Source organism: Streptomyces graminofaciens (assembly GCF_030294945.1).
In the GTDB taxonomy this organism is placed as follows: Bacteria; Actinomycetota; Actinomycetes; order Streptomycetales; family Streptomycetaceae; genus Streptomyces; species Streptomyces graminofaciens.
On sequence record NZ_AP018448.1, the window covers coordinates 8,476,848 to 8,501,294 of the forward strand.

Annotated in this window: 19 protein-coding genes; 10 read left to right on the forward strand and 9 right to left on the reverse strand. The window is 69.9% G+C overall.

The window, feature by feature from the left end; all coding sequences use genetic code 11:
* Entirely contained in the window at window positions 1-2,574 is a 2,574-nt protein-coding gene (pepN, locus tag SGFS_RS37290) for an aminopeptidase N (RefSeq protein WP_286256583.1), read from the forward strand.
* Between the two features lie 96 nt (window positions 2,575-2,670).
* On the opposite strand, the gene SGFS_RS37295 is transcribed toward pepN (SGFS_RS37290), so the two are convergent.
* The gene (locus SGFS_RS37295) at window positions 2,671-3,687 is read right to left on the reverse strand and encodes an aspartate-semialdehyde dehydrogenase (protein WP_286256586.1); all 1,017 of its coding nucleotides are present in this window, start codon (window positions 3,685-3,687) and stop codon (window positions 2,671-2,673) included.
* A 398-nt stretch (window positions 3,688-4,085) separates the two neighbouring features.
* Here SGFS_RS37295 and SGFS_RS37300 point away from each other — a divergent pair, with 398 nt between their 5' ends.
* A complete protein-coding gene (locus SGFS_RS37300; RefSeq protein WP_434028117.1) occupies window positions 4,086-4,706 on the forward strand; it encodes an RNA polymerase sigma factor in 621 nt (206 codons plus the stop codon).
* 1 nt (window position 4,707) lies between these two features.
* Window positions 4,708-5,703, forward strand: a complete 996-nt coding sequence (locus tag SGFS_RS37305) for a hypothetical protein (protein ID WP_286256588.1) — start codon at window positions 4,708-4,710, stop codon at window positions 5,701-5,703.
* Window positions 5,704-5,815: 112 nt separating this feature from the next.
* Here the strand turns inward: SGFS_RS37305 and SGFS_RS37310 are convergent, their stop codons facing one another.
* From SGFS_RS37310 to SGFS_RS37320, 3 genes are all read right to left on the reverse strand, one after another.
* Window positions 5,816-6,052, reverse strand: coding sequence for a hypothetical protein (locus tag SGFS_RS37310; protein WP_286256589.1), 237 nt, complete (start codon window positions 6,050-6,052; stop codon window positions 5,816-5,818).
* A 147-nt stretch (window positions 6,053-6,199) separates the two neighbouring features.
* Window positions 6,200-6,607 carry a hypothetical protein gene (locus tag SGFS_RS37315; protein ID WP_286256590.1) on the reverse strand — a complete coding sequence of 136 codons (408 nt, stop codon included), beginning with the start codon at window positions 6,605-6,607 and terminating at the stop codon, window positions 6,200-6,202.
* 150 nt (window positions 6,608-6,757) lie between these two features.
* Window positions 6,758-7,738 (reverse strand): helix-turn-helix domain-containing protein, encoded by a 981-nt coding sequence (locus SGFS_RS37320; RefSeq protein WP_286256591.1) that lies wholly within the window; start codon window positions 7,736-7,738, stop codon window positions 6,758-6,760.
* A gap of 325 nt (window positions 7,739-8,063) precedes the next feature.
* Between SGFS_RS37320 and SGFS_RS37325 the strand changes: the two genes are divergently transcribed.
* Both SGFS_RS37325 and SGFS_RS37330 read left to right on the forward strand, forming a co-directional pair.
* A complete protein-coding gene (locus SGFS_RS37325; protein WP_286256593.1) occupies window positions 8,064-8,783 on the forward strand; it encodes a hypothetical protein in 720 nt (239 codons plus the stop codon).
* The gene (locus tag SGFS_RS37330) at window positions 8,780-9,283 is read left to right on the forward strand and encodes a hypothetical protein (RefSeq protein ID WP_286256594.1); all 504 of its coding nucleotides are present in this window, start codon (window positions 8,780-8,782) and stop codon (window positions 9,281-9,283) included. Before SGFS_RS37325 ends, SGFS_RS37330 begins: the two co-directional genes overlap by 4 nt.
* A gap of 135 nt (window positions 9,284-9,418) precedes the next feature.
* On the opposite strand, the gene SGFS_RS37335 is transcribed toward SGFS_RS37330, so the two are convergent.
* The gene (locus SGFS_RS37335) at window positions 9,419-12,745 is read right to left on the reverse strand and encodes a S8 family serine peptidase (protein ID WP_286256595.1); all 3,327 of its coding nucleotides are present in this window, start codon (window positions 12,743-12,745) and stop codon (window positions 9,419-9,421) included.
* 184 nt (window positions 12,746-12,929) lie between these two features.
* Between SGFS_RS37335 and SGFS_RS37340 the strand changes: the two genes are divergently transcribed.
* The 4 genes from SGFS_RS37340 (at window position 12,930) to SGFS_RS37355 (ending at window position 17,981) form a co-directional block, all read left to right on the forward strand.
* Window positions 12,930-13,391: an NUDIX hydrolase gene (locus SGFS_RS37340; protein ID WP_286256597.1), complete on the forward strand. Its 462-nt coding sequence runs from the start codon at window positions 12,930-12,932 to the stop codon at window positions 13,389-13,391.
* A 361-nt stretch (window positions 13,392-13,752) separates the two neighbouring features.
* Complete coding sequence (locus tag SGFS_RS37345; protein ID WP_286256598.1) at window positions 13,753-15,525, forward strand: TIGR03767 family metallophosphoesterase; 1,773 nt, start codon at window positions 13,753-13,755, stop codon at window positions 15,523-15,525.
* 112 nt (window positions 15,526-15,637) lie between these two features.
* A complete protein-coding gene (locus tag SGFS_RS37350) occupies window positions 15,638-16,774 on the forward strand; it encodes a serine hydrolase domain-containing protein (RefSeq protein WP_286256599.1) in 1,137 nt (378 codons plus the stop codon).
* A 31-nt stretch (window positions 16,775-16,805) separates the two neighbouring features.
* The gene (locus SGFS_RS37355; RefSeq protein WP_286256600.1) at window positions 16,806-17,981 is read left to right on the forward strand and encodes a serine hydrolase domain-containing protein; all 1,176 of its coding nucleotides are present in this window, start codon (window positions 16,806-16,808) and stop codon (window positions 17,979-17,981) included.
* 113 nt (window positions 17,982-18,094) lie between these two features.
* On the opposite strand, the gene SGFS_RS37360 is transcribed toward SGFS_RS37355, so the two are convergent.
* Both SGFS_RS37360 and pepN (SGFS_RS37365) read right to left on the reverse strand, forming a co-directional pair.
* Window positions 18,095-19,150, reverse strand: a complete 1,056-nt coding sequence (locus SGFS_RS37360) for a hypothetical protein (protein WP_286256601.1) — start codon at window positions 19,148-19,150, stop codon at window positions 18,095-18,097.
* A 300-nt stretch (window positions 19,151-19,450) separates the two neighbouring features.
* Complete coding sequence (gene pepN, locus SGFS_RS37365; protein ID WP_286256602.1) at window positions 19,451-22,054, reverse strand: aminopeptidase N; 2,604 nt, start codon at window positions 22,052-22,054, stop codon at window positions 19,451-19,453.
* A gap of 244 nt (window positions 22,055-22,298) precedes the next feature.
* On the opposite strand from pepN (SGFS_RS37365), the gene SGFS_RS37370 reads away from it, so the two are divergent.
* A complete protein-coding gene (locus SGFS_RS37370) occupies window positions 22,299-22,952 on the forward strand; it encodes a DsbA family protein (protein ID WP_286256603.1) in 654 nt (217 codons plus the stop codon).
* A 138-nt stretch (window positions 22,953-23,090) separates the two neighbouring features.
* Here the strand turns inward: SGFS_RS37370 and SGFS_RS37375 are convergent, their stop codons facing one another.
* Both SGFS_RS37375 and SGFS_RS37380 read right to left on the reverse strand, forming a co-directional pair.
* Entirely contained in the window at window positions 23,091-23,324 is a 234-nt protein-coding gene (locus SGFS_RS37375) for a hypothetical protein (RefSeq protein WP_286256604.1), read from the reverse strand.
* A gap of 220 nt (window positions 23,325-23,544) precedes the next feature.
* Window positions 23,545-24,435, reverse strand: coding sequence for a TauD/TfdA dioxygenase family protein (locus SGFS_RS37380; protein ID WP_286256605.1), 891 nt, complete (start codon window positions 24,433-24,435; stop codon window positions 23,545-23,547).
* Between the last annotated feature and the right edge of the window lie 12 nt (window positions 24,436-24,447).

Genomic DNA, 24,447 nt, shown 5'->3' on the forward strand with positions numbered 1-24,447 from the left:
GTGCCTGGCACAAACCTGACCCGCGAAGAGGCTCAGCAGCGGGCGGCGCTGCTGAGCGTTGACTCGTACGAGATCGATCTCGACCTCTCCGGTGCGCAGGAGGGCGGCACCTACCGGTCCGTGACGACGGTGCGCTTCGACGTCGCCGGAACCGGCGCGACGTCCTTCATCGACCTGGTGGCCCCGACCGTCCACGAGGTCACGCTCAACGGCGACGCGCTCGATGTGGCCGAGGTCTTCAAGGACTCCCGCATCGCGCTGCCCGGCCTTCTGGAGGGCCGCAACATCCTGCGGGTCGTGGCCGACGCCGCGTACACCAACACGGGCGAGGGTCTGCACCGGTTCGTCGACCCGGTCGACAACCAGGCCTATCTGTACACCCAGTTCGAGGTCCCGGACGCCCGCCGCGTCTTCGCGTCCTTCGAGCAGCCGGACCTGAAGGCCACCTTCCAGTTCACCGTGAAGGCACCGACGGGCTGGACGGTCGTCTCCAACTCGCCGACGCCGGAGCCCAAGGACGACGTCTGGGTCTTCGAGCCGACGCCCCGGATCTCCACGTACATCACGGCGCTGATCGTCGGCCCGTACCACTCGGTCCACAGCGTGTACGAGAAGGACGGGCAGAACGTGCCGCTCGGCATCTACTGCCGGCCGTCCCTCGCCGAGTTCCTCGACTCGGACGCGATCTTCGAGGTCACGCGGCAGGGCTTCGACTGGTTCCAGGAGAAGTTCGACTACGCGTACCCGTTCAAGAAGTACGACCAGCTGTTCGTACCGGAGTTCAACGCGGGCGCGATGGAGAACGCGGGTGCCGTCACCATCCGCGACCAGTACGTCTTCCGGTCCAAGGTGACCGACGCCGCGTACGAGGTGCGCGCCGAGACCATCCTGCACGAGCTGGCCCACATGTGGTTCGGCGACCTCGTGACCATGGAGTGGTGGAACGACCTGTGGCTGAACGAGTCGTTCGCCACCTACACGTCCATCGCCTGCCAGGCGTACGCCCCCGGCTCGCGCTGGCCGCACTCCTGGACCACCTTCGCCAACTCCATGAAGACCTGGGCGTACCGGCAGGACCAGCTGCCGTCCACCCACCCGATCATGGCCGAGATCCGCGACCTCGACGACGTCCTCGTCAACTTCGACGGCATCACGTACGCCAAGGGCGCGTCCGTCCTCAAGCAGCTCGTCGCGTACGTCGGCATGGACGAGTTCTTCCAGGGCGTACAGGCGTACTTCAAGGCGCACGCGTACGGCAACACGCGCCTGTCGGACCTGCTGGGCGCGCTGGAGGAGACCTCGGGGCGCGATCTGAAGGCCTGGTCGAAGGCGTGGCTGGAGACGGCGGGCATCAATGTCCTCCGCCCGGAGATCGAGACCGACGAACACGGTGTCATCACCTCCTTCGCCATCCGCCAGGAGGCCCCCGCGCTGCCCGCCGGCGCGAAGGGCGAGCCGACGCTGCGCCCGCACCGCATCGCGATCGGCCTCTACGACCTCGATGACGACAGCGGCAAGCTGGTCCGCGACGAGCGCATCGAGCTGGACGTCGACGGCGAGCTGACCGCCGTACCGCAGCTGGTCGGCACGCGCCGCCCGGCGGTGTTCCTGCTCAACGACGACGACCTGTCGTACGCGAAGGTCCGCCTCGACGAGAAGTCGCTGGCCTTCGTGACGGAGCACCTCGGCGACTTCCAGTCGTCCCTTCCCCGCGCCCTGTGCTGGGCCTCGGCCTGGGACATGACCCGGGACGCCGAGCTGGCCACCCGCGACTACCTCTCCCTCGTCCTCTCCGGCATCGGCAAGGAGTCGGACATCGGTGTCGTGCAGTCGCTGCACCGCCAGGTGAAGCTGGCCATCGACCTGTACGCGGACCCGACGGGCCGCGAGGCGCTGCTGACCCGCTGGACCGACGCCACCCTCGCCCATCTGCGGGCGGCGGTTCCGGCCTCCGACCACCAGCTGGCCTGGGCCCGCGCGTTCGCCGCGACCGCCCGCACACCCGAGCAGCTGGACCTCCTGGAGGCCCTGCTGGAGGGCACGCAGACGATCGAGGGTCTGGCCGTCGACACCGAGCTGCGCTGGGCGTTCGTCCAGCGACTCGCGGCGGTGGGCCGCTTCGACGAGGCGGAGATCGCCGGGGAGTACGAGCGCGACAAGACGGCGGCCGGGGAGCGCCACGCCGCGACCGCCCGCGCGGCCCGCCCGACCCCGGAGGCCAAGGCGGAGGCCTGGGCCGCGGTCATCGACTCGGACAAGCTGCCCAACGCCGTCCAGGAGGCGATCATCGGCGGCTTCGTCCAGACCGACCAGCGCGAACTGCTCGCGTCGTACACGGACAAGTACTTCGCCGTCGTGGGCGACATCTGGGAGGCCCGTTCCCACGAGATCGCCCAGCAGATCGCCATCGGCCTCTACCCGTCCCTCCAGATCTCGGCGGACACCCTGGCCAGGACGGACGCCTGGCTGACGGACACCGAGCCCAACGCGGCCCTGCGCCGCCTGGTCTCGGAGTCCCGCTCGGGCGTGGAGCGCGCGCTGCGGGCGCAGGAGGCGGACGCGGCGGCCGAGTAGCCGCCGACAGCACGCCGATGGGGCGCCCGGCTCCTACGCCGGGCGCCCCATCGCGTTGTCCTGGGGGGTGAAGGCCGTCGTCCTGGACGGTGAAGGTCAGCCCTTCAGCTCCGCCGCCACCAGTTCCGCGATCTGGATCGCGTTCAGGGCCGCGCCCTTGCGGAGGTTGTCGCCCGAGACGAAGAAGGCGAGGCCGTGGTCGACCGTCTCGTCGGCGCGGATGCGGCCGACGTACGAGACGTCCTTGCCGGCGGCCTGGAGGGGGGTCGGGATGTCGCTGAGGACGACGCCCTCGGCACCGGCGAGGAGTTCCGTCGCGCGCTCCGCGGAGAGGGGGCGGGCGAAGCGGGCGTTCACCTGGAGGGAGTGGCCGGAGAAGACCGGGACGCGGACGCAGGTGCCGGAGACCTTGAGGCCGGGGATCTCCAGGATCTTGCGGGACTCGTTGCGGAGCTTCTGCTCCTCGTCGGTCTCGTTCAGGCCGTCGTCGACGATCGAGCCGGCGAGGGGGAGGACGTTGAAGGCGATGGGGCGCTTGTAGACCTGCGGCTCGGGGAAGTCGATCGCCTCGCCGTCGTGGGTCAGCTTGTCCGCGTCGGCGACGACCTTCTGCGCCTGGCCGTGCAGCTCGGCCACGCCCGCGAGACCCGAGCCGGACACCGCCTGGTAGGTGGCGACCACGAGGGCCTCCAGGCCCGCCTCCTCGTGCAGCGGCTTCAGGACCGGCATCGCGGCCATCGTCGTGCAGTTCGGGTTGGCGATGATGCCCTTGGGGCGGTCCACGATCGCGTGCGGGTTGACCTCGGAGACGACCAGGGGGACCTCAGGGTCCTTGCGCCAGGCCGAGGAGTTGTCGATCACTACCGCGCCCTGCGAGGCGACCTTCTCGGCCAGGGCCTTGGACGTGGCGCCGCCCGCGGAGAACAGGACGATGTCCAGGCCGGTGTAGTCGGCCGTCGCCGCGTCCTCCACGGTCACGCCGTCCAGGACCGACCCCGCCGAACGGGCGGAGGCGAACAGGCGCAGTTCGGTGACCGGGAAGTTCCGCTCCTTGAGGATCCTGCGCATGACCGTGCCGACCTGACCGGTGGCTCCGACGATTCCGACCCTCACGGCGACTCCTTTTACGTGGCTTGTCTGTGTCTGCGGCATGGCCGAGGCGTTTCCATCATGCGGCCAGCCCGGGTCCGCCTGTCCAATCGTTTGACCAGGACGCTCGAACCATGGGACGCGACCACCCCCGACGGCGAAGCCGCTTCTTTGGCCGCCACCCCGCCTGAGCTGGATAAATTCGTCCTACGGCGGTCCCGTACCGCAAGCTGTGCTGCCTCCACCCTGCCCGCGGCACTCGGGTGCACGCGAAGGTGTGACGTACGCCTCTGTGATCCACCGGCGAAGATCGCAGCGAAGATCGGGCGGGGAAGATCGGGCGGGGAAGATCGGGCGTGGGCTGTGAACGTTTCGGCCCGCGGCGGCGTCGTAGGGGAAACGCGGCGAGGGGAGGGGTGGCTGTGCTGCGCAGAAAGGCGCGCCGCGTCCAGGAGGTGGACGATCCGCTGCGCGCGGGTGTCGGCCCGGGTGACACGGGCGGCGACTCGGTGGCGGGCGGCGGCGACCGGCTGGAGGTGGCCGGGCCGCCGGAAGCGGTCGACCCACTGGACGCGGCCCAGGAACGCCGGGTACGGGCGGTGCTCGCCCTCGGTGGCGTACCGCAGTCGGACCTGCTGGACGGGGTGCAACAGGTACGGCTGAGGCTTCTGGAACGGGCGGCCGACGGGCGGGAGGCGCCGCGGGACGTGTCGGCGTGGGCGGCGGTGGTCGCCTCCAACCTGGCGATGGACTGGCACCGCGCCAAGCGCCGCCAGGAACGCCTCGGCGAGCGGCTGGCCTCGCTGCGCCAGCCGGCGCAACCCTCCGGCGAGGACTCCAAGGTGCTCTCGCTCGCCGTCGCCCGTGGTCTGGACGAGCTGCCCGACGCCCTGCGCCAGGTGCTCGTCCTGCGCTTCTACGCCGACCTGCCCGTACGGGGGATCGCCGACGAACTCGGCATTCCCGAGGGCACGGTCAAGAGCAGGCTCCACTCGGCGGTCCGCGCCCTGCGCGCCCGCCTGCACGAGGACGAGGTGGTGTGAGGTGGCCGCCCGGGACAACAGCCGACGCGACGCCGAGTACGAGTACGAGGACGAGTACGAGTACGAGGACGGACGCGTCGGGCAGGACGACATGGAGTTCGACGGCCCCGAGTACGACGGCATGGACGCGCTCATGGCCGCGCTCGTCGACGAACCGCTGCCCGAAGAGGCCCTGCGGGACGGGCAGTTCATGGCCGCCCGGCGCGCCGCCGCCGCCGACATCGCCCTGCTGCGGGAACAGTTGGGACTGATCGGCGAGGCCCTGGCCGGCACGGAGACGGACGCCGGGGAGTCGGGTGAGGCGGCGGACACGGAAGCCGGGGCCCCGCCGGGGCGACCCGTGGCCGCGCGGTCGCAGGACGAGGCCGGTGCCGAGGGGCTGCCCGGCCGCGAGGCCGCTGCCGAGACGCGCTCCGGGCACGAACCGGAGTCCGAGAAGGCCCCCGCCGCGCCGGTGATCCCCCTGTCCGCGCGGTCCGCCCGCGTGCGTCGCCGCTCCCTCCCCGTGGCCCTCGCCGCCTTCGCGGCGACCGCCGCCGCGTTCGTCGTGGTCGTCGGGCTCGGCTGGGTGATCTCCCAGGGGGGCGGCGCGTCGTCGGACGATTCCCGCTCGAGCGCCGACAGCGACGCCGGTGCCGGGTCCGGCTCCACCGAGCGTCAGGACAACAAGTCGAGCATCGAGGGGTACGTCGCCTGCGCCCGGCTCATCGTCGAGGGCACCGTCGTGGACGTCACGCCCGTCTCCGGCACCCAGCAGGACCGGATCACCTTCGATGTGGAGCGCTACTACAAGCCCGACAAGGGCGCCGACGAGATCGTCTTCCCCATGGACATGAACGTCGACCCCCGGCTGAAGGAGGGCGACCACGTCCTCATCGGCATCTCGAGGAACGCCGCCGAACCGGACCTCTGGGCCACGGGCGAGGACGAGATCGACAGCAGGCGGGAGATGATCCTGGGCGCGCTGCCGGCGGCGAGGAAGATTCCGTGCGAGTGAGAACGGCCTAGGGCTGTCGTCGCTGCCGGTACGACGAAGGGGCGGGCGCCCCCCAGGCGCCCGCCCCTTTCCCCCGTACCCCGTCGTGTACGTCGGTCCTCACCGGTCCGTACTAGATGGGCTCCTTGTCCCACACCCAGCTGCCCTTGTCGGTGTCGTTCTTCGGCGGCTTGGGCAGGGCCCCGTCGTCGATGCCGTCCCCGTCCAGGTCGACGGCCGTGACCACGGTCTGGCCGGCCGGTGCGGAGGAGGCGCTGTGGATGCCGAGGACCAGCGGCAGCGCCAGCGTCGCGAGGGCTGCCGCGGTGCCGATGGCCGTTCGAACGACTCGCCCGGTGATGTGTCCCATTTCCCCGCCTCTTCAATCCTTGTTCCTGCGTACTGCTGTGACCGCGACAACTGCGGTGCTTGCGGTGCTTGCGGTGCGTGCGGTGCGTGCGGTGCTGCGGTGCTTGTGGTGCGCGTGGTGCTTGTGCTGCGCTTCCTGCGAGACCGACTATTCCGTGGCGTTCATGTCCCTGTCATTGGATTCAGGGTGGCCTGAGGCGGACATGGCAGTCTCTTGCCAGCTGTAGCCGTACGTCGGCCCGCTCAAGTAGCGGTCGGGGTGGCAGTCACCGATCACCCAGTCCGGCAGCAACCCCGAACCCAGCCACCGGTTCCAGCCGTACCGTGCCCGGGTCACCGCCTCGTCCAGACTCGCGGCCTCGACGAAGGTCATGCCGATCAGGCGCCGGCCCCAGCGGGCCAGGCTGACATGGGCGATGCCCGGCTGCGGGACGGTCCGCGCGCACTGGGCGATCGCGTCGAGCCGCTGGTCACTGGGTATGGCGGGCGGAGGGCTCGGGGCGTCAGGGAACGCGGGGTCCGGTGAGGGCAGGAGAACGACCTTGACTGCGTACACCCGCCCAACCTAGGCAAGAGACCGGACTGGACCACTGCGGGGAGTCTGTCAGCCCCCGGTCATGGCAGGGAGCGGCCACGCAACCGACGCCACCTATGCCTCAGTCGCCACAACAACCCCGCTTTTTGCCACCACTTGTGCACCTCCCTGTCACAACCACCCTCGCCGAACCGCCTCCGCCCCCGCCTGGAAGCGGCTCTGCACCCCCAGTCGCTTCTGGAGGTCGGCGGTGTTGCGGCGGACCGTGCGCAGGGAGACGCCCATCTTGCGGGCGATGCCCTCGTCGGTGAGGCCCGCGGCCAGCATCTTGAGCAGGGCCGCCTCCCGGTCGGTCGGCACGTCGTCGGCGAGCTCCTGCGGAGTCGTGCCGAGCGGTACGGCGCTCTCCCACACCAGGTCGAACAGCTCCTCGAGCACCCGCACCATGCTGGGGTACCGGATCAGCAGCGCACCCTGTCTGCTGTCGTCGGCGTCTATGGGGATCACGGCGGCGGTGTGGTCGCACAGGATCATCCGCATCGGCAGTGTGGGGACCGTACGGGTCTCGCCGCCGACCGAGGCGAGCCAGGTGGCGTACTCGACGGTCGGGGTGTCGTTGCGGACGCTGTCCAGGTACACCGTCTTCATGCGGACGCCGCGCGCGAGGTTCTGCTCGTCCAGCGGCCGGCCCGCCTCCAGGGCGGCGGCGCTGAGCGCGCCCCCGGGCACGAAGGTGCGCACCTCGACGCTGGCCCGGTGCGCCAGCTCCATCAGCCGGACCCGTACCGCGTCGAGACCTTCGAGCCGTTCCACTCCGCTGTCGGTGCGGTGGGTGGCGAGGGTCGCGTACTCGGTGGCGAGGGTGGCGAGCGCGGCGCGCTCCTGGGACAACCGGGCCCGCTGCTCGTCGAGTTCGGCCTCCCGGCGCAACAGCAGGGGGGAGAGGCCGACTTCGGGGCTCACGGGCACGAACTGGTGGTCGGCGGCCTCGTGCAGCAGGGACAGCTGGGTCAGCCGGTCGAGCGCGGAGCGGACCTCGGGGTCGGTGAGGCCGGTGTCCCGGGCGATGTCCTCCAGGGTCCAGGAGGGGTGCAGCAGCAGGGCTCGATAGACGTCGTGGGTCGATCTGTCGATGCCGATGGTTTCCAGCACTGATCCCCCTGCAAGGTCGGTGACCGGCCGTCCGGTGACTGGTCGGGCCCGGTGACTGGTCGGTACGAATGGGCCGACGGTATCCGATCGTCCGTTTGGGGTGGGTGAGTGTGCCCCGTGTTCTGCCCGGCGGTACCTGGACTCGCCCGCCGACGGGCTCCGCTGGCAGCCCCCGGCCATGGCCACCGGGTGCCAGTCGACAGACGGTCGGTGGGGGGTTGCGGGGGCCTAATGTCTTGCTCACCGGGAAGCGAGGACGCGGATTCCGCTCCGAGCCGGCCGGTGAAGAACATCCAACTACCTACGTATGAAAGGGAGTTCAGTCGTGGCCCTGACCAAGCCCAACAACTCCTGGCGTATCGCCGCCCGTACCGTCATGACCGTCGCAGCGGTCACCGCTCTGGCCGCCGTGGCCCCGAGCGCCGCGTTCGCGGACGGCACCGACCCCGCCACCGACGAGGTGGTCGTCGGCACCCAGCCGCCGGCCGAGCCCGAGGAGGACGTCGTCGACGTTCCCCCGTCGGAGGCCACCCAGCCGCCGGCCACCGGTACGGGGGACGACCTCGATCTGCCCCTGCCCACCAAGCCGACCAAGCCGGGCGACACGACCAACAGACCGATCTGCGACCGGGCCAACATCTACACGCCGACGACCAAGGGCTCGAAGTACCACAAGGGCGTCGGCGCGACCCTCTCCAACACCAACAACACCTCGCGTACGGCGAAGTCGACGTTCACCTCCGAGGTGTCCGGCACGGTCGGCGTCAGCGTCACGGCCGGTCTCTCGGTCAGCGTCGACGCGATGATCGCCAAGATCGAGGCCAAGTACGACGTCACCCTGTCCGCGTCGATGACCGCCAAGCTCGGCAACAGCATCAGCGTGGACACCCCGCCGAGGACGACGACCAACGCCAAGTACGGCGTCTACCGGCTGAAGAACACCGGCACCAGCTACAAGATCTACGAGAACTGCGAAGTGTCGCCGAAGAAGACCGTCACCAGCTACACGCCGATGAAGGTCGGCTGGTACCTGTGGGAGGGATGATCCTCCGCCGCCCGGGCCGGGCCGCCGTTCTGGCGGCGGCCTGCCTGGCGGTGGCACTGAGCAGCGGCTGCTCGGGCAAGGACGAGGCGGGGAGCGGCCGTTCGGCCACGGCTCCGGGGAACGCCACGTCCGCGCACCCCAAGTCCACGCCGGAAGCCACCCGGCGGGCGGAGAACGTCGAGGGCGAGTCGGTGACCGAGGCACCGCAGTTGATCGACGGCGAGATCGTGACGTCGGTGACCGACGTGCGGGGGAGCCAGGCCGTCGAGATCAAGGGCGGGGTACGGCCGGGAGCGGTGGGCATCGCCGTGAACTGCCGGGGTGAGGGCACGCTGACTGTCGAGCTGCACCCGGTCGGGCTCAGCTTCCCGCTGAAGTGCGTCGCCGGCGAGATCAGCAGCACGTACAACCAGATCGACCTGAAGAAGGCACGCGAAGAGGCCTGGCTTCAGGTGACCGCAGGCTCCGGAGTGCGCTGGGCGCTGTCCGTCGGACAGTGACGGACGGCGAGTGGCGGGACTTCGGGAGCCGGATGGCGCCGCGCGGGGGGCGGCGCCGCCCGGCCATGGGAAAGGGGCGGGTGCTTTGGGGAGCGCCCGCCCCTTTCTCGCCGCCGTCATCGACGGCAGCGGTGGTTACTCGGTGGTCTTCTCGATCACGACCGTCCCGACTCCGGCCGCCGTGCCCCGCGCGTTGATCAGCTTGATCTCGCCGAAGAACTGCCGGCCTTCGGGGCCCGCGGTCTTCGCCGTGACGTCGCCGGAGATCTTCGCGGAGGCGCCGCTGGCGATGGACACCGTCTTGGCGGTGTCGACGCTCAGCGAGCCCAGCGCGGCGGAGTAGTAGACGTCCTTGTAGGCGTACGTCGTCGTCCCGGCCGGGACGCTGTAGCCCTCGACCCGCACGGTGTACGTACCGGCGGCCGGCTTGTCGATGCTGACCGCCTCCTCCGAGTCGCCGTCGGCGGCCTGACCGACGACCACGCCGTCCTTCAGGACGTACAGGTCGAGGTCCGCGCCCTTGTCGGAGACACCGCCGATGGAGACGTCGAAGCGCTCGGCGCCCTCCGGCACGACGACCGTGGTCTCCTGAGTGGCCTGGTGGGCGATGGTCGGCGTCGCGAGCTTCGCGGAGCCCAGCGAGCCGCCCTCCAGCTTGCCCTCGAGCGCCGCGAAGTCGTTCTTCACGGTCCACTCGGCGGTGGCCGGCGTACCGATCTTCGCCTCGGGGATCGTGGCGACGGCCGGCTCGAAGACCGTGCCGAGCACGGAGACGTCCAGCTTGTACGGGTTGTTCAGCTCCGGCGACGTACGCCGCGACTCGACCTCGATCTCCCAGACACCCGGCATCGGGTCGGTGTACGTCCGCAGGTCGGGACGGCACGTGTTGGGGTCGCTCGGGTTCGAGTAGTGCGGGTAGCAGTAGATCGTCGCGCTGTCCTCGACGGCCACGCCCTGCGGGTGGATCGAGATGAACCGCGTCTGGCTCTCGCCCTTCAGACCGCCGAGCGCGACCTCCAGGGTCTTGGCGCCCTCGGGCACGGTCACGAAGTACGACGTGCTGCTGTTGCGCTGCACCGAGCCGGAGGCGGAGAAGGAGTACGCCGGTGAGGCCAGCGGGTGCGAGACCACGACCGTGCTGAGGATCTGCTTGTCGACGCCCTCGGTGCGCTCGTCGTCGAGCTCCAGGATGGCGCTGTGCACCCCGGCGGTCTTCGCCTTCGCGCGGACCTTGACGGTGACGGGCTTGTTCAGCGGCAGCGCGATCTCGTCGTCACCGACGAGCCGGAAGGTGCCGTCGTTGTTGCGCCACTCGAGCTCGTGCTCGATGGCGCGGTCGGGCCCGTCGGTACGGGTGACCGTGATGTCGTACGTCCTGCTCTGGCCGGTCTTCAGGCCGCCCTCGCGGTCGTAGAGGCCGGTGCCGAAGCCCGGGTCCTTCAGGGCCTGGTCGAGCGCGGTGTCGACCGGGGCCCTGACCGTGTAGTCGTGGGCGGTGGCGCCGTCCTTGATGGCGTCCCAGGCCTGCACGATGCGCATCAGACCGGCACCCTGGACGTGCGCCGGGACACCCTTGATCTCGCGGGCGGTGCTCACCAGCGCGGTGCGCAGGGTCAGCGGCGACAGCTCGATCTTCTTCTGCTTGGCGGCGGAGATCAGCAGCGCCGCCGCGCCCGCCGCCTGCGGCGAGGACATCGAGGTGCCCTGCAGCATGGCGTAGCCCGGCGGGAGGCTGTAGCCGGCCTCGGCGATCGGGGCGCCGGGCGACCAGGTCTGGATGGTGTTGATCGCGGCGCCGGGCGCGGTCAGCGTCGGCGTGAAGCCGCCGTCCTCACGCGGGCCCGCGGAGGAGAAGGGCAGCATCGCGTACTTCTTCTCCACGACCGAGCCGTAGTTGGCGGCCCAGGTCTCCTTGGAGATGGAGGCGCCGACGCTGATCACCTTGTCGGCGAGCCCGGGGTCGCCGATGGTGTTCGTGCCGGGGCCCTCGTTGCCCGCGGAGATCACCAGCTGGACGCCGTACTGGTCGATGAGGCGCGTGTAGAGCTGCGCGCGGGCGTTGTTGCCGTCGTTCAGCGGGGGCAGACCGCCGATGGACATGTTGACGATGTCCACACCGCGCTTGGTGACGAGGTCGATCATGCCCTCGGTGAGCGCGACGTTGGTGCAGCCGCCGGTCCAGGTGCAGGCGCGGGACGAGACGAGCTTGGCGCCGGGGGCGGCGCCGTTCATCTTGCCGCCGAACAGGCTGTTGGCCGCGGTGATACCGGCGACGTGGCTGCCGTGGCGGCTCTCGACGACACCGATGTTGACGTAGTCGGCCTTGGCGCCGGCCGCGTTGTAGACGACGTCCTTGCGGATCTCGACGACGAACGGGATGCGCTCGGAGACCGCGGTGGCCGGGTCGTCCGTGCCGAAGTAGCCGATCTGGAAGTTGTCCTTGTACGGCTTCAGCGCCTCGTTGTCCGTGAAGTCGCCGTCGTTGTCGAGGTCGACGCGGACCGTCCCGGCAGCCGGGTCGTAGAGCACGCCCCAGACGTCGGTCTTGTCGCCGTCCCGGTTGAGGTCACCGGCCATGTCGCCGCCGTTGGTGGCCGACTCGGCGAACAACTGGAGCTTGTACGAGCCCGCGGGCGCCTTCCAGGTGCGGCCCCCGGCGGTGAAGTCGGGGCCGGTCACCGAGGCGGTCATCCGCAGCCAGGTGCCGTCGCGGTCGGCGACCGGGTCGGTTGCCGTGACCCAGTCGACGATCTTGCGCTCGCCGGTGGTGGTCTTCTGCAGCGCCGGGTGCCCGAGGTCGACACCGGAGTCCAGGATGCCGATGGTCACACCACGGCCGTCGTACTTCGGGTGGTCCTCGACGAAGGACACCGCGCCCGTCTCGAAGGACGGGTTGTACGGGTTGGTGGCGGGGGTCTTCTTGTCGGGCGCCGCGTAACCGGCCCCGGCGGCGGAACCGCTGGACTTGGACGTCGGGCTCGTGGCGATGCCGGTCGGCTCCGGGTCGTCGAGCGGGATCTCCTGCTTGAGGTCGATCGCCTGGACGGAGGAGAGCTTCTGGGCGGCGGCGAGGGCCTTCTCGGCCTTGGCCGTGGGAACCGTGGCCCGCACGTAGCCGAGCTTGTCGTCGGTCTTGCCGACCAGTCCGCCGGCCAGCTCGTCGAGCTGCTTCGCGACCGTCTCGGTCTGGCCGGGCTTGGTCGCCACCATGAAGGTGACGTTCTTGTCGCCGTCGGCCTGGGCCTCGTTGAGCAACTGCGCGTCGTCCGAGCCGAGCTTGTCGCCGGCGGACTTCACGGGCGCGTCGGCCGCGGGGTTCGCGGGCGCCGCAGGGTCGTCCGCGGCGAAGGCCACGGGCAGCTGACCGGCCGCGGAGAGCGCGGCGACCAGGCCCGCGGCCACGGCTATGCGGGCCACGCGTCTCGCGCCCGTACGGGGGGCGCGCTGGGGGGTGAGGGTCATCGACATCCCTTGTAGTGATCCCTGACAGGGAAGGGTCCGGTATGTGAGCCCGGATGACCGCTCAGCCTTACTGAAGTGACCGGTGTTTGGGGAGAGTTGACCGAGGCGGGATCCTGTCATGGCGCAAACCCGCCAAAGAGCAGGGGGATGATGCGGGCAAATGGCCGTTGAGTAACGTCTCCACATGCGCGAGGAGTTGAGAGTGGCGGCCTACGCCGTGTGTGTACGCGACGGGCAGATGCTGCTGGCCCGCTGGGTCTCCCGGGACGGCGAGAAGAAGTGGACCCTGCCCGGCGGCGGCATGGACCACGGGGAGGACCCCTACGACACGGTGATCCGCGAGGCCGCCGAGGAGACGGGCTACGAGGTCGAGCCGACGGCCCTCCTGGGCATCGACTCCATCAAACGCGAGTACCCACGCCGCCTGGGAACCCGCGCCGACTTCCACGGCCTGCGGATCATCTACGAGGCGACGATCACCGGAGGAGAACTCCGCCACGAGACGAACGGCTCGACGGACATGGCGGCGTGGCACGCGCTGGAGGACGTACCGACCTTGGAGCGGGTGGGCTTGGTGGACGTGGGCCTCACGCTGTGGCGGGAACGCCCGTCGAACGGCCACTACCCGATGTCGGTGGACTGGTAGGGGGACGCCGGGGGCCGATTCGAGACTCTTGAGGGGCGCGGGGAACTGCGCGACAGGCCACGACGGCGCCGCAGTGGCAGAACCACGTCGGCTGCTGCGGCGAACAGACGCCCTACCCCGCCAGATGAACGGGGTGTGACCGCTTCCCCTCACTCCCCCTCACATTCGGCGACCCCCAAGGAACACCCCCGGCACCAACAGATCCACGTACGGTGATCGGCGCCACCCGTTGCGACCTCGTTAACGTCCAGGTCACCCCGACTGCCAAGCATCAAGTACGAGCGGGCACCCCACTTCGGCCACCACCGCGGAGCGGCCCCGCGACCACTGCCGACGCGTTCGCACTCGGGGAGACCGCGCCATGCCGCGCATACGCTCAGTCGCTGCCGCCGCCACCAACCCTGACCGCCGGGCCTTCCTGGCCGCCACCGGAGCGGTGGGCCTCTCGGCCGGCGTGGGCCTCGCCCTGCGCCCGGAGGCCGACGCCCACGCCGCCGCTGCCTCCGCTTCGGACGACCGCGCGGCCGCCGTCGCCCTCACCAACCGCGAGGCCCCGGCCGCCCCCCTCAAGCCGTACACACGAGGCACGACCCTCGCCTCGGTCGCCGCGCCGCGCGGCGGCTCCGGCTACCGCCGCCTCGGCGACGGCCCCGCCTGGAAGCGGGTCGTGCGCGGCGACCTGGCCGCCGCCAAGGCGGGACGGGAGAAGCGCCGTACGGCCCTCGCGTCGTTCGTGCAGTTCACGGATCTGCACATCGTGGACGTCCAGCACCCCCTGCGCTACGAGTATCTGCGCGCCCAGACCGCCAGCGCCTGGCGCCCGCAGGAGGCCCTGTCGGTGGCCGGCGCGGTGTCCCTGGTCGAACGGGTGAACGCCCTGCGCGGAGCCCCCGTCACCGGCACCCCGCTGCACTTCGTGATGACGACCGGCGACAACACCGACAACAACTCCAAGACGGAACTGGACTGGTTCCTCAAGGTGATGAGCGGTGGCCGCGTCACCCCCAACTCCGGTGACCCGCGCCGCTACGAGGGCGTCCAGAACAGCGGTCTGAAGCTCTACTGGCAGCCCGACGCGGCCCTGCGCGACGCCGATAAGCAGCGCGGCTTCCCCCGCCTCGACGGCTTCCTCGCGGCGGCGATCCGCGAGGTGAACAGCCCCGGTCTGAAGCTCCCCTGGTACTCCACGGTCGGCAACCACGACGCCCTCCCCGGCGGCTGCTACGCCCCCGGCGACTCCTTCTTCGCCGACTTCGCGACCGGCGGCAGGAAGCTGATGACCCTGGACGAGCGGACCGGCAAGGCCATCTGGGACAACGTCAGGAGCGGCGGCGATCCCAAGGGCGCCGACTGGAAGGCGATGCTGAAGGCCCAGGCTAAGAAGATGCGCTCGGTGACCCCGGACGAGAACCGGGCCCCGTTCACCCCGCTGGAGTACCTGAAGGCCCACCTGGACCCGGCCCACACGGGCCCCGGCCCGGTCGGCCACGGCTACTCGCAGGCGAACGTCGACAACCGCACCCAGTACTACGTCTTCCGCATAGCCGACGACGTCATAGGCATCAGCCTCGACACCACGGACCCCGGCGGCCACTACGAGGGCTCACTCGGCGCGGCACAGCTGAAGTGGCTGGACCGGACGCTGAAGGAGAACGCCAAGAACGGCTCGTACGCCATCGTCTTCAGCCACCACACCAGCAAGACGATGCGGAACCTGAGAAAGGACCCGGCGCGCCCGGGCGAGGCGCGTCACGGCGGCAAGGAGGTGCTGGATCTGCTCGGACGGCACCGCAATGTTCTGGCCTGGGTGAACGGCCACAGCCACCGCAACCGCATCACCCCTCACGCGTACGGCGACGGCGGCTCCTTCTGGGAGATCTCGACGGCCTCGCACATCGACTTCCCCCAGCTCGCCCGGGTGATCGAGCTGGTGGACAACAAGGACGGCACGATCTCCCTGTTCACCACCCTGATCGAGTCGGCCGCCCCGCACGCCACGGACTTCGCGGACCTCTCCCAGACAGGCCTGGCGGCCCTCTACCGCGAGCTGTCCTTCAACGCGCCGGGTTCGCGCACGGACCTCACGGGCACCTCCGGGGACCGCAACACGGAACTGGTCCTGAGAAAGGGCTGACCCTTTGGAGAGGCGGCCGAAAACAGCCCAACTGCCGTACGGCGACTCAACTCGCGGTCACCGCCCGGTGTCCCCCTTCGCGACCGATCTTCCGGGACGAAGGGGTGGACCCATGTCAGTACGTACGGGACTGGTGGCGGCGACAGCGGCGGTGGCGGCGGTGGCGTTGGCCGCCCCGGCGGCGACGGCGGCACCCGCGAGAGATGACCACAAGGCGACCCGGGCGGCCATGGACGCCAACATCAAGGACGGCGTCGTAGGCCTCGCCGTCCAGGTGAAGGACAAGAACGGCGTCTGGAAAGCCACGGCCGGCGTCGGCAACCTGAAGACGGGCGCGCCGCGCAGCGCCCACGACCGCTTCCGCGCGGGCAGCATCACCAAGACGTTCGTGGCGACGGTGCTGCTCCAACTGGAGGCGGAGGGCAGACTGTCGCTGGACGACAAGGTGGACAAGTGGCTGCCGGGCGTGGTGCGCGGCAAGGGCAACGACGGCCGGAAGATCACGCTCCGCCAACTCCTCAACCACACCAGCGGCATCTACAACTACACCGACGACGAGGGCTTCCAGAAGGCGGTCTTCCTCGCGGACGGCTTCTTCAAGAACCGCTATCGCACCTGGACCCCACGCGAGCTGGTCTCCCTGGCCCTGAAGCACAAGCCGGACTTCGAGCCCGGCGCGGACTGGAACTACTCCAACACCAACTACACCCTGGCCGGCATGGTGATCGAGAAGGTCACCGGCAACCGGTACGGCGACGAGGTCCGCCACCGCATCATCGAGCCGCTCGGCCTCCACGGCACCAAGATCCCCGGCACCGACCGCACCCTCGGCAAGCCGCACAGCCGGGCGTACTCGAAGCTGGCCGAGACGGCGACCGGCAAGACGTACGACGTGACGGAGTTCAACCCCTCGGCGGCGGGCTCGGCGGGCGAGCTGGTCTCCAACCCGGCCGACCTGAACCGCTTCTACTCGGCCCTGCTGCGCGGCAAGATCCTTCCGAGGAAGCAGCTCAAGGAGATGAAGACCACGATCGAGTTCGGCGAGGAAGTCGGCGGCTACGGCCTCGGCCTGTTCAAACAGAAGCTCTCCTGCGGAGTCCAGCTGTGGGGCCACAGCGGCGGCATCCACGGCTCCCTCTCCGAGACGGTCACCACCGCCGACGGCAGCCACACCCTCACGTTCAACGCCAACAGCGACTGGGCCGGGGACAGCAGGCCGATCATGGAGGCGGAGTTCTGCGGGAAATAAAGACGCCGGGCTGATGTGACGAAGAGAGGGCATGACGAAACGAACCGTACGGGCCGGGCTGGTGGCGCTGACCGCGTCGCTGGCCCTGGCCACCCCGACGGCGCTGGCGGCGCCCACCGGAACCGACCACAAGGCGACACGGCAGGCCATGGCGGCGGCGGTGAAGGCGGGCGTACCGGGGGTGGCTCTCCAGTCCAAGGACGAACGGGGCGTCTGGAGGGCGACGGAGGGGGTGGGCAACCTCAGGACGGGCGCCCCGCGCAGCGCCCGGGACCGCTTCCGCGCGGGCAGCATCACGAAGACGTTCGTGGCGACGGTGCTGCTCCAACTGGAGGCGGAGGACCGACTGTCCCTGGACGACAAGGTGGAGAGGTGGCTGCCGGGCATGGTGCACGGCCGGGGCCACGACGGCCGCAAGATCACCCTCCGCCAGCTCCTCAACCACACCAGCGGCATCTACAACTACACCGACGACGAGGACTTCGCACGCGAGATCTTCCAGGCGGACGGCTTCTACAAGAACCGTCACCGCACGTTGAAACCGGTAGAACTGGTTTCCGTCGCGATGAAGCACAAGCCGAACTTCGCGCCCGGCACCTCCGGTTCGTACTCGAACACGAACTACATCCTGGCCGGCATGGTGATCGAGAAGGTCACGGGCAACCCGTACGGCGACGAAATCCGCCACCGCGTCATCGAGCCCCTGGACCTGCGCGCCACGAAGATCCCCGGCACCGACGAGACACTGGGGAACCCCCACAGCCGCGCGTACTCGAAGCTGACCGAGACGACGACCGCCAAGTCCTACGACGTGACGGAGTTCAACCCCTCGCTGGCGGGCGCGGCGGGCGAACTGGTCTCCAACGCGGCCGACCTGAACCGCTTCTACTCGGCCCTGCTCCACGGCAAGCTCCTGCCCCGAAGGCAACTGTCGGAGATGAAGACCACGACAGAGGTGACCGGCGTCCCGAACGCCCGCTACGGCCTGGGCCTCATCGAACGGACCCTCTCCTGCGGAGTCCGACTCTGGGGCCACGCCGGCGGCATCCACGGCTCGCTCTCCGACTCCGTCACCACCACGGACGGCGCCCACTCCCTGACCTTGAACTTCAACAGCGACTGGGTGGAGGGCAGCCAGGCGATCGTGGAGGCGGAGTTCTGCGGAAGCCTCACTCCGGGGCTCGACCGGTCTCCCGAAGCGAGGTGAGCGAAGTCATTGCCTCCCGCCACCACCGGACGGGGCACACGTGAGGAGGGGCCGCCGAGCGTCTCGGCGGCCCCTCCTCTCCCCTCCTGATCCCGGGCTGACGGCTCAGGGCCTCACCGGGGCAGCACCGCGACATACGCCGCCGGATCCCGATCGCACGACGCCATCAGCGCGGTGCGCACGACGGTCGCCTGCTGCTCCAGCGAATCGCGGAGCTTCTTGGGAGTGATGTGGACGACGGTGATGCCGAGCCGCTCCAGCGTCTCTCGCTTGCGGGCGTACTCGGACCACATGGCGTCCTCGTCCTGGCGGGGCGCGCGGGTGTCCAGCTCGACTGCCACGGCCTGCTCGGGCCAGTACGCGTCGACGCCGCCGAGGTCAGGACCGCCGGGCAGCCGGAGGTCTACGTTCCACACGGGATCGGGCAGGCCGAACTCGCGCACCATCCGGTACAGCTGGTCCTCCGCGATCGCCCGCCCCTCCGCGACCAGCGAGTCCACGGCGTCGATGACATGCGGCCGGTTCAGCAGCCGCGCCTGCGTCAGCTCCCTTACGACGGCGGACGGTTCGGTGTGTCCGCCGCGTACCGCCTCCGTCAGCAGGCGGCGTACGGCGTTCGCGTCGGAGAGCTCCGCGACCGCGTCGGCGAGGGCGCGCGGCACGGGGGCGACGGGGAGACCGGTGACGTACGACGGGGTCGGCATCGACGACGTACGGACGATCCGCGCGCAGCCGGTGGAACGGAGGCGGCGCAGGCGCGGGACCAGGACGTCGATCGTCTCCAGGGACGGCAGCGGGGGAGCGGAGGAGAAGCCGTGCAGGGTCAGCGCGGCCAGGCCGGTGATCACCGCGTCGGTGTAGCGGGGGGCGGGGCGCGGGTCGCCGGCGCCGGGCTGGGCCGGGACCCCGGCGGCGGGCCGGCGCGAGGCGGCCGACCGGGCGGCGTACGACAGCACCGCGTGCAGCCGCTCCTCGGAGGTGGGCGGACCGGGGTGGACGAGGAACACACCCGGGAGGATCTGCTGCCAGGGCCCACCGGGCCGGCACTGCTCGTTCGCCTCGGCGGCACCGACACCTTCGGCACGCAACTGGGCGGCCGTGACCACACGGCGGTGGATGTCGGAGGGGGAGCGGAGGGCGCGGGGGGAGAGCGGGGTGTTGTGGTTCATGCCCCGCAGATTCCCGTGTCCGATCCGCCCCCTAACCCCTGTTACACGCTCGTCGACAAATCGGGACAAGATGGAGCTAAAGTACGCACGTTCGACTACCGATAGCCGCTGGTCCGGATGGGGATCATCGAAGGTTACGGCTCCGGCTACCCGCGTTTCGTAACTTCACGGCTGCGGGCAGTCGTGCCCCAGGGGCGGCACGGGTGGGCGCAGCGGCACCCCGTAAGCGCCGGGCCGCGCGACCGACCCCCGCCCGGCAACAGCCCCCGAGCGCCCCAACGGCCAGCGCGTCAGCGGCAATTACTGCCCACCGGCCGCCGCGTCACACCCCTGCCCCCGAAGTCCCCGAGCCAAATCGTCCCGAGCCTCCAGCACCAACCTCCGCAACGCCGGCGCCGCCCCCTCGCGCGAGGCCAGCCACGCGTCCGTCGCCGCCAGCGTCGACTCCGAGTCCTGCAGCGACGGGAACAGCCCCCGCACCACATCCATCCCGATCTGGATCGACCGCTCGGCCCACACCCGCTCGATCACCTCGAAGTACTTCGAGACATACGGCGCGGTCAACTCCCGCTGCGACGGCCGCACGAACCCCGCGATGGTCGCCTCCACCAACGCGTTGGACAGCACGTCCGACTCCACGACCGTCGCCCACGCCTGTGCCTTCACCGCCGCCGACGGCCGCGAGGCCAGGCACCGCACCTGATGCCGCTTGCCGGAAGCCGTGTCGTCGCGCGCGAGTTCGGCGGCCAGCACCCGCTCGTCGGCAAGCCCGTGCGTCGCCAGCGGCTCCAGGAACGCCCACCGCAGCTCCTGGTCGACCTCCAGCCCCTCGACCTTCTCGGTGCCGTCCAACAGCCCCTGCAACACCCGCAGTTCGCCCTCACTCGACGCCACCGACGCGAAGAACCGCACCCACGTCAGCTGATGCTGGCTCCCGGGCTCCGCCACCCGCAGCTCCCGCTCGGCGCCCTCCGCCAGCAGCCGCGCACCCGTCTCACGCCACTGAGGCGCCACGTAGTGCGTCAATGCCGAGTTCGCCCACGCGTGCAGCATCTGCAGCACACCGATGTCGGACTCCCGCCCCGCGAACCGCAGAACCAGCTCCACGAACTCGCGCGCGGGCAACAGCGCGTCCCGGGTCAGATTCCACAGCGCCGACCAGCACAACGCACGCGCCAACGGGTCCGAGATGTCACCCAGGCCGCCCCGCAGCGTCTCCAGCGAACCCTCGTCGAAGCGGATCTTGCAGTACGTGAGGTCGTCGTCGTTGACCAGCACCAGTTCCGGCGCCTCGGCCCCGGCCAGTTCACCCACGACCGTACGCGGCCCGTCGACATCCACCTCGGCCCGCGCGTACCGCTCCAACGCGCCCGCACCCGCACCCGCGCCCGCGTCCGCGTCCGTACGGCGGTACAGCCCGATCGCCACCCGGTGCGGCCGCAGCGTCGGGTGCGACTCCGCCGCCTCCTGCACCACCGCCAGCTCGTCCACCCTGCCGTCCGCGTCCAGCAGCACCTGCGGAGTGAGGGAGTTGACCCCCGTCGTCTCCAGCCACGCCCGCGACCAGGACGTCACGTCCCGTCCGCTGGTCTCCTCCAGGACCGACAGCAGATCGCCGAGCCGCGTGTTGCCGTACGCGTGGCGCTTGAAGTAGCGCCGCGCGCCCTCCAGGAACGCGTCGCGCCCCACATACGCCACCAGCTGCTTCAGCGTCGAGGCGCCCTTGGCGTACGTGATCCCGTCGAAGTTGAGCTTCGCGTCCTCCAGGTCACGGATGTCGGCCGTGATCGGGTGCGTGGAGGGCAGCTGGTCCGCGCGGTACGCCCACGCCTTCCTGTTGTTGGCGAAGGTGATCCAGCCGTTGGTGAACCGGGTCGCCTCGACCATCGAGAAGGAGCCCATGAAGTCGGCGAAGGACTCCTTCAGCCACAGGTCGTCCCACCACACCATGGTCACCAGGTCGCCGAACCACATGTGCGCCATCTCGTGCAGGATGACGTTGGCCCGCCGCTCGTACGACGCCTGCGTGACCTTGCCCCGGAAGATGTACTCCTCGCGGAACGTCACCAGCCCCGGGTTCTCCATCGCGCCCAGGTTGTACTCCGGCACGAAGGCCTGGTCGTACTTCCCGAACGGGTACGGGTAGTCGAAGTTGTCGTGGAAGAAGTCCAGGCCCTGCTTGGTGACCAGGAAGACGTCGTCGGCGTCGAAGTAGGGGGCGAGACCCTTGCGGCACATCGCGCCGAGGGGGATCTCCAGCCGCGTACCGTCCTCGAAGACCCGCTCGTAGGTGTCCGTCACGTAGTGGTAGGGACCCGCGACGACGGCCGTGATGTACGTCGAGATCGGCTTCGTCTCGGCGAACCGCCACACCCCGTCGGTGAGTTCACCCACCCCGTTGCTCCACACGACCCAGCCCTCCGGCGCCCGTACCTCGAAGCGGAACGGGGCCTTGAGATCCGGCTGCTCGAAGTTCGCGAAGACGCGGCGCGAGTCGGCCGGCTCGTACTGGGTGTAGAGGTAGACCTCGCCGTCCTCGGGGTCGACGAAGCGGTGCATGCCCTCGCCGGTGCGGGAGTAGGCGCACTGGGCGTCCACCACCAGCTCGTTCTCGGCGGCCAGATCCTCCAGGGCGATCCGGGAGCCGTCGAAGACCTCGCTCGGGTCCAGATCCCGGCCGTTGAGGGTGACGGCGGTCACGCTCGGCGCGATCAGGTCGGCGAAGCTCGTGGCGCCCGGGTCGGAGCAGCGGAAGCGGATCGTGGTGACCGAACGGAAGGTGCGCGGCTCGCCGCCCGGGTTCCCGACCGCCGACCGCAGGTCGAGGAAGACCTCGTACCCCTCCACGGACAGCAGCGCGGCCCGTTCCTGGGCCTCTGCGCGGGACAGATTCTCACCGGACACGGGCGGCACTCCTCGGGCGGTGTTTCAGTATGCGGACAGGCCCGATCCTCCCATGCGCCCCTCACGCCGGACGGACTCCGGCGGGGGCGCGGGCGCGGCACGGCCACGCATCGGCGTGCGGGGCGGGAATGGCGACGGTGGTCGCTGGTGTTGTCGGGTTGTCGCCCTGTAGAGCATCTGTGCGACGCCCGCCCTGACGACCGTATGACGGTATGCCCGTCCCCTCTGCCTTTCGAGGAGAACCATGTCCGAGCAGACCTCCGGCAAGACCCCCGTCGACTTCTGGTTCGACCCGCTGTGCCCCTGGGCCTGGATGACCTCCCGGTGGGTGCTGGAGGTGGAGAAGGTCCGGGACATCGAGGTCCGCTGGCATGTGATGAGCCTCGCCGTCCTCAACGAGCCCAAGATCGACGAACTGCCCGAGGAGTACCGCGAGCTGCTCGCCACCAAGGCCTGGGGTCCCGTACGCATCGTCATAGCCGCCCAGCAGGAGCACGGCGCCGAGGTCCTCGGCGACCTCTACACCGCGATCGGCACGCGCGCGCACAACCAGGGCCTCGGCATCGAGAAGGAGGTCGTAGCCGCCGCGGTCGAGGAGGTCGGCCTGCCCGCCTCCCTGCTCGACCACTGGGACTCCACCCCGTACGAGGCCGAGCTGCGCGCCTCGCACAAGGAGGGCATCGACAAGGTCGGCCAGGACGTCGGCACCCCCGTCATCGCCGTCCCCGGCGCCGACGGTGAGCAGATCGCCTTCTTCGGCCCGGTCGTCACCCCCGCCCCCAAGGGCGAGGAGGCCGCCAAGCTCTGGGACGGCACCCTGCTCGTCGCCTCTGTCCCCGGCTTCTACGAGATCAAGCGCACCCGCACCAAGGGCCCGGACTTCAGCAACCTGGTCTGAGACACGGCGCCGACGCGGTCGTCACGGGACGCCGGCTCAGCCCACCCGGTGCCGCGCGTACGGCGCGGCCAGGGGCGGCAGCCGGCGTTCCGTCTCCGCCCAGTCGCCGAAGTCGTGTCGCGGCCCTGGAGTACGAGGTCATTCGAGCTTCTCCGGCAGTCGCTTGGTGAGTCTGAAGTGCTTCTCGACGGAATCTCTGCGCAGATTCAGGCAGACCTTTCCGTCGGGCAGGGGATTGACGCACTTGTAGAAGTCGTCCCCGATGCGGTTGCCGAGCTGCCCCTCCAGCCACTTCTTCTCCTCGGCGGTCAGGGGCTCATGCGGTTCCCGTGAGCGGCACGTCTGGCACGACAGTGTCTTCGGCTTCGGCATCCCGCAACGATGCCCCGAAACCACCCCATACCGGAAGACCCTCGCGAGTCACGTCCCCGCGGGGGTCTTCCGTTCATCCGCCTGCCCGGTGAAGGTTGAGAAGACGATCACGAGCGCGACTCTTATTGCAATTAAATTGCAAGTGCGTGTGATCAGCAAGAGGGCGTGGATGTGTGACCGGGCGCGCGAAGTGGGTCACGGCCGGCACGCGCGGTTGTGCCTACGCGGCCACGGACGTGTAGTGCGAGGCGTCCCCCTCGATCGAGTAGCTCTCCTTGCCCTCGATGCCCCTCGGCACGTCACCGGCGACGGTCACCCGGTGCAGTCGGCGCGGCAGGCCGTCGTAGTTGTCGATGGCGTAGTGCTGGGTGATGCGGTTGTCGAAGATGACGAGCTGGTTCTCCGACCAGTGGTGACGCAGCACGTTCTCCGGCCGGGTCACGTACGACTGGAGCAGGTCGAGGATCTTGCGGGACTCGCCCGCGGACAGCCCCACGATCCGCTGCGCGAACCCGCCGACGAACAGCCCGCGTTCGCCGGTCAGCGGGTGGACACGGACGACCGGGTGGGCCGTGCGGTACTTGATCGAGGTGAACTGGGCGCGCTGTTCTGCCCGCTCGGCGTCGATCTCCTCGTCGGGCACCGCGTAGTCGTAGTCGTTGGTGTGCTCGGCCCACAGGCCGTCGGCCAGCCGCCGCAGCGGCTCGGGCAGGTCCCGGTAGGCCGCCGCCGAGTTGGCGATCAGGGTCTCGCCGCCGTACGGCGGGATCGTGATGCTGCGCAGGGTGGTGGCCTGCGGCGGGTTGAGGACGAACGTGACGTCGGTGTGCCAGTGGTTCGCGCGTCCCCGCTCGCTGTCCACGGGCAGGACGTTCGCGGCACCCTCGACGGCGGACACCGTCGGATGGGCGGTGGTGATGTCGCCGAAGTGACGGACGAAGGCCTGGTGGCTCTCGTCGTCGAGGTTCACCTCGTCGAAGACGAGTGCCTTGTGGACGTTGAGGGCTTCGCGCAGCGCGGCGGCCGTCTCCTCGTCGAGGGGCTTGGAGATGTCTACGCCCAGGACGCGGGCGCCGATGTTCCCGGTGACCTTGCGGATGTCGATGGTCATGGCGTGGTTCCT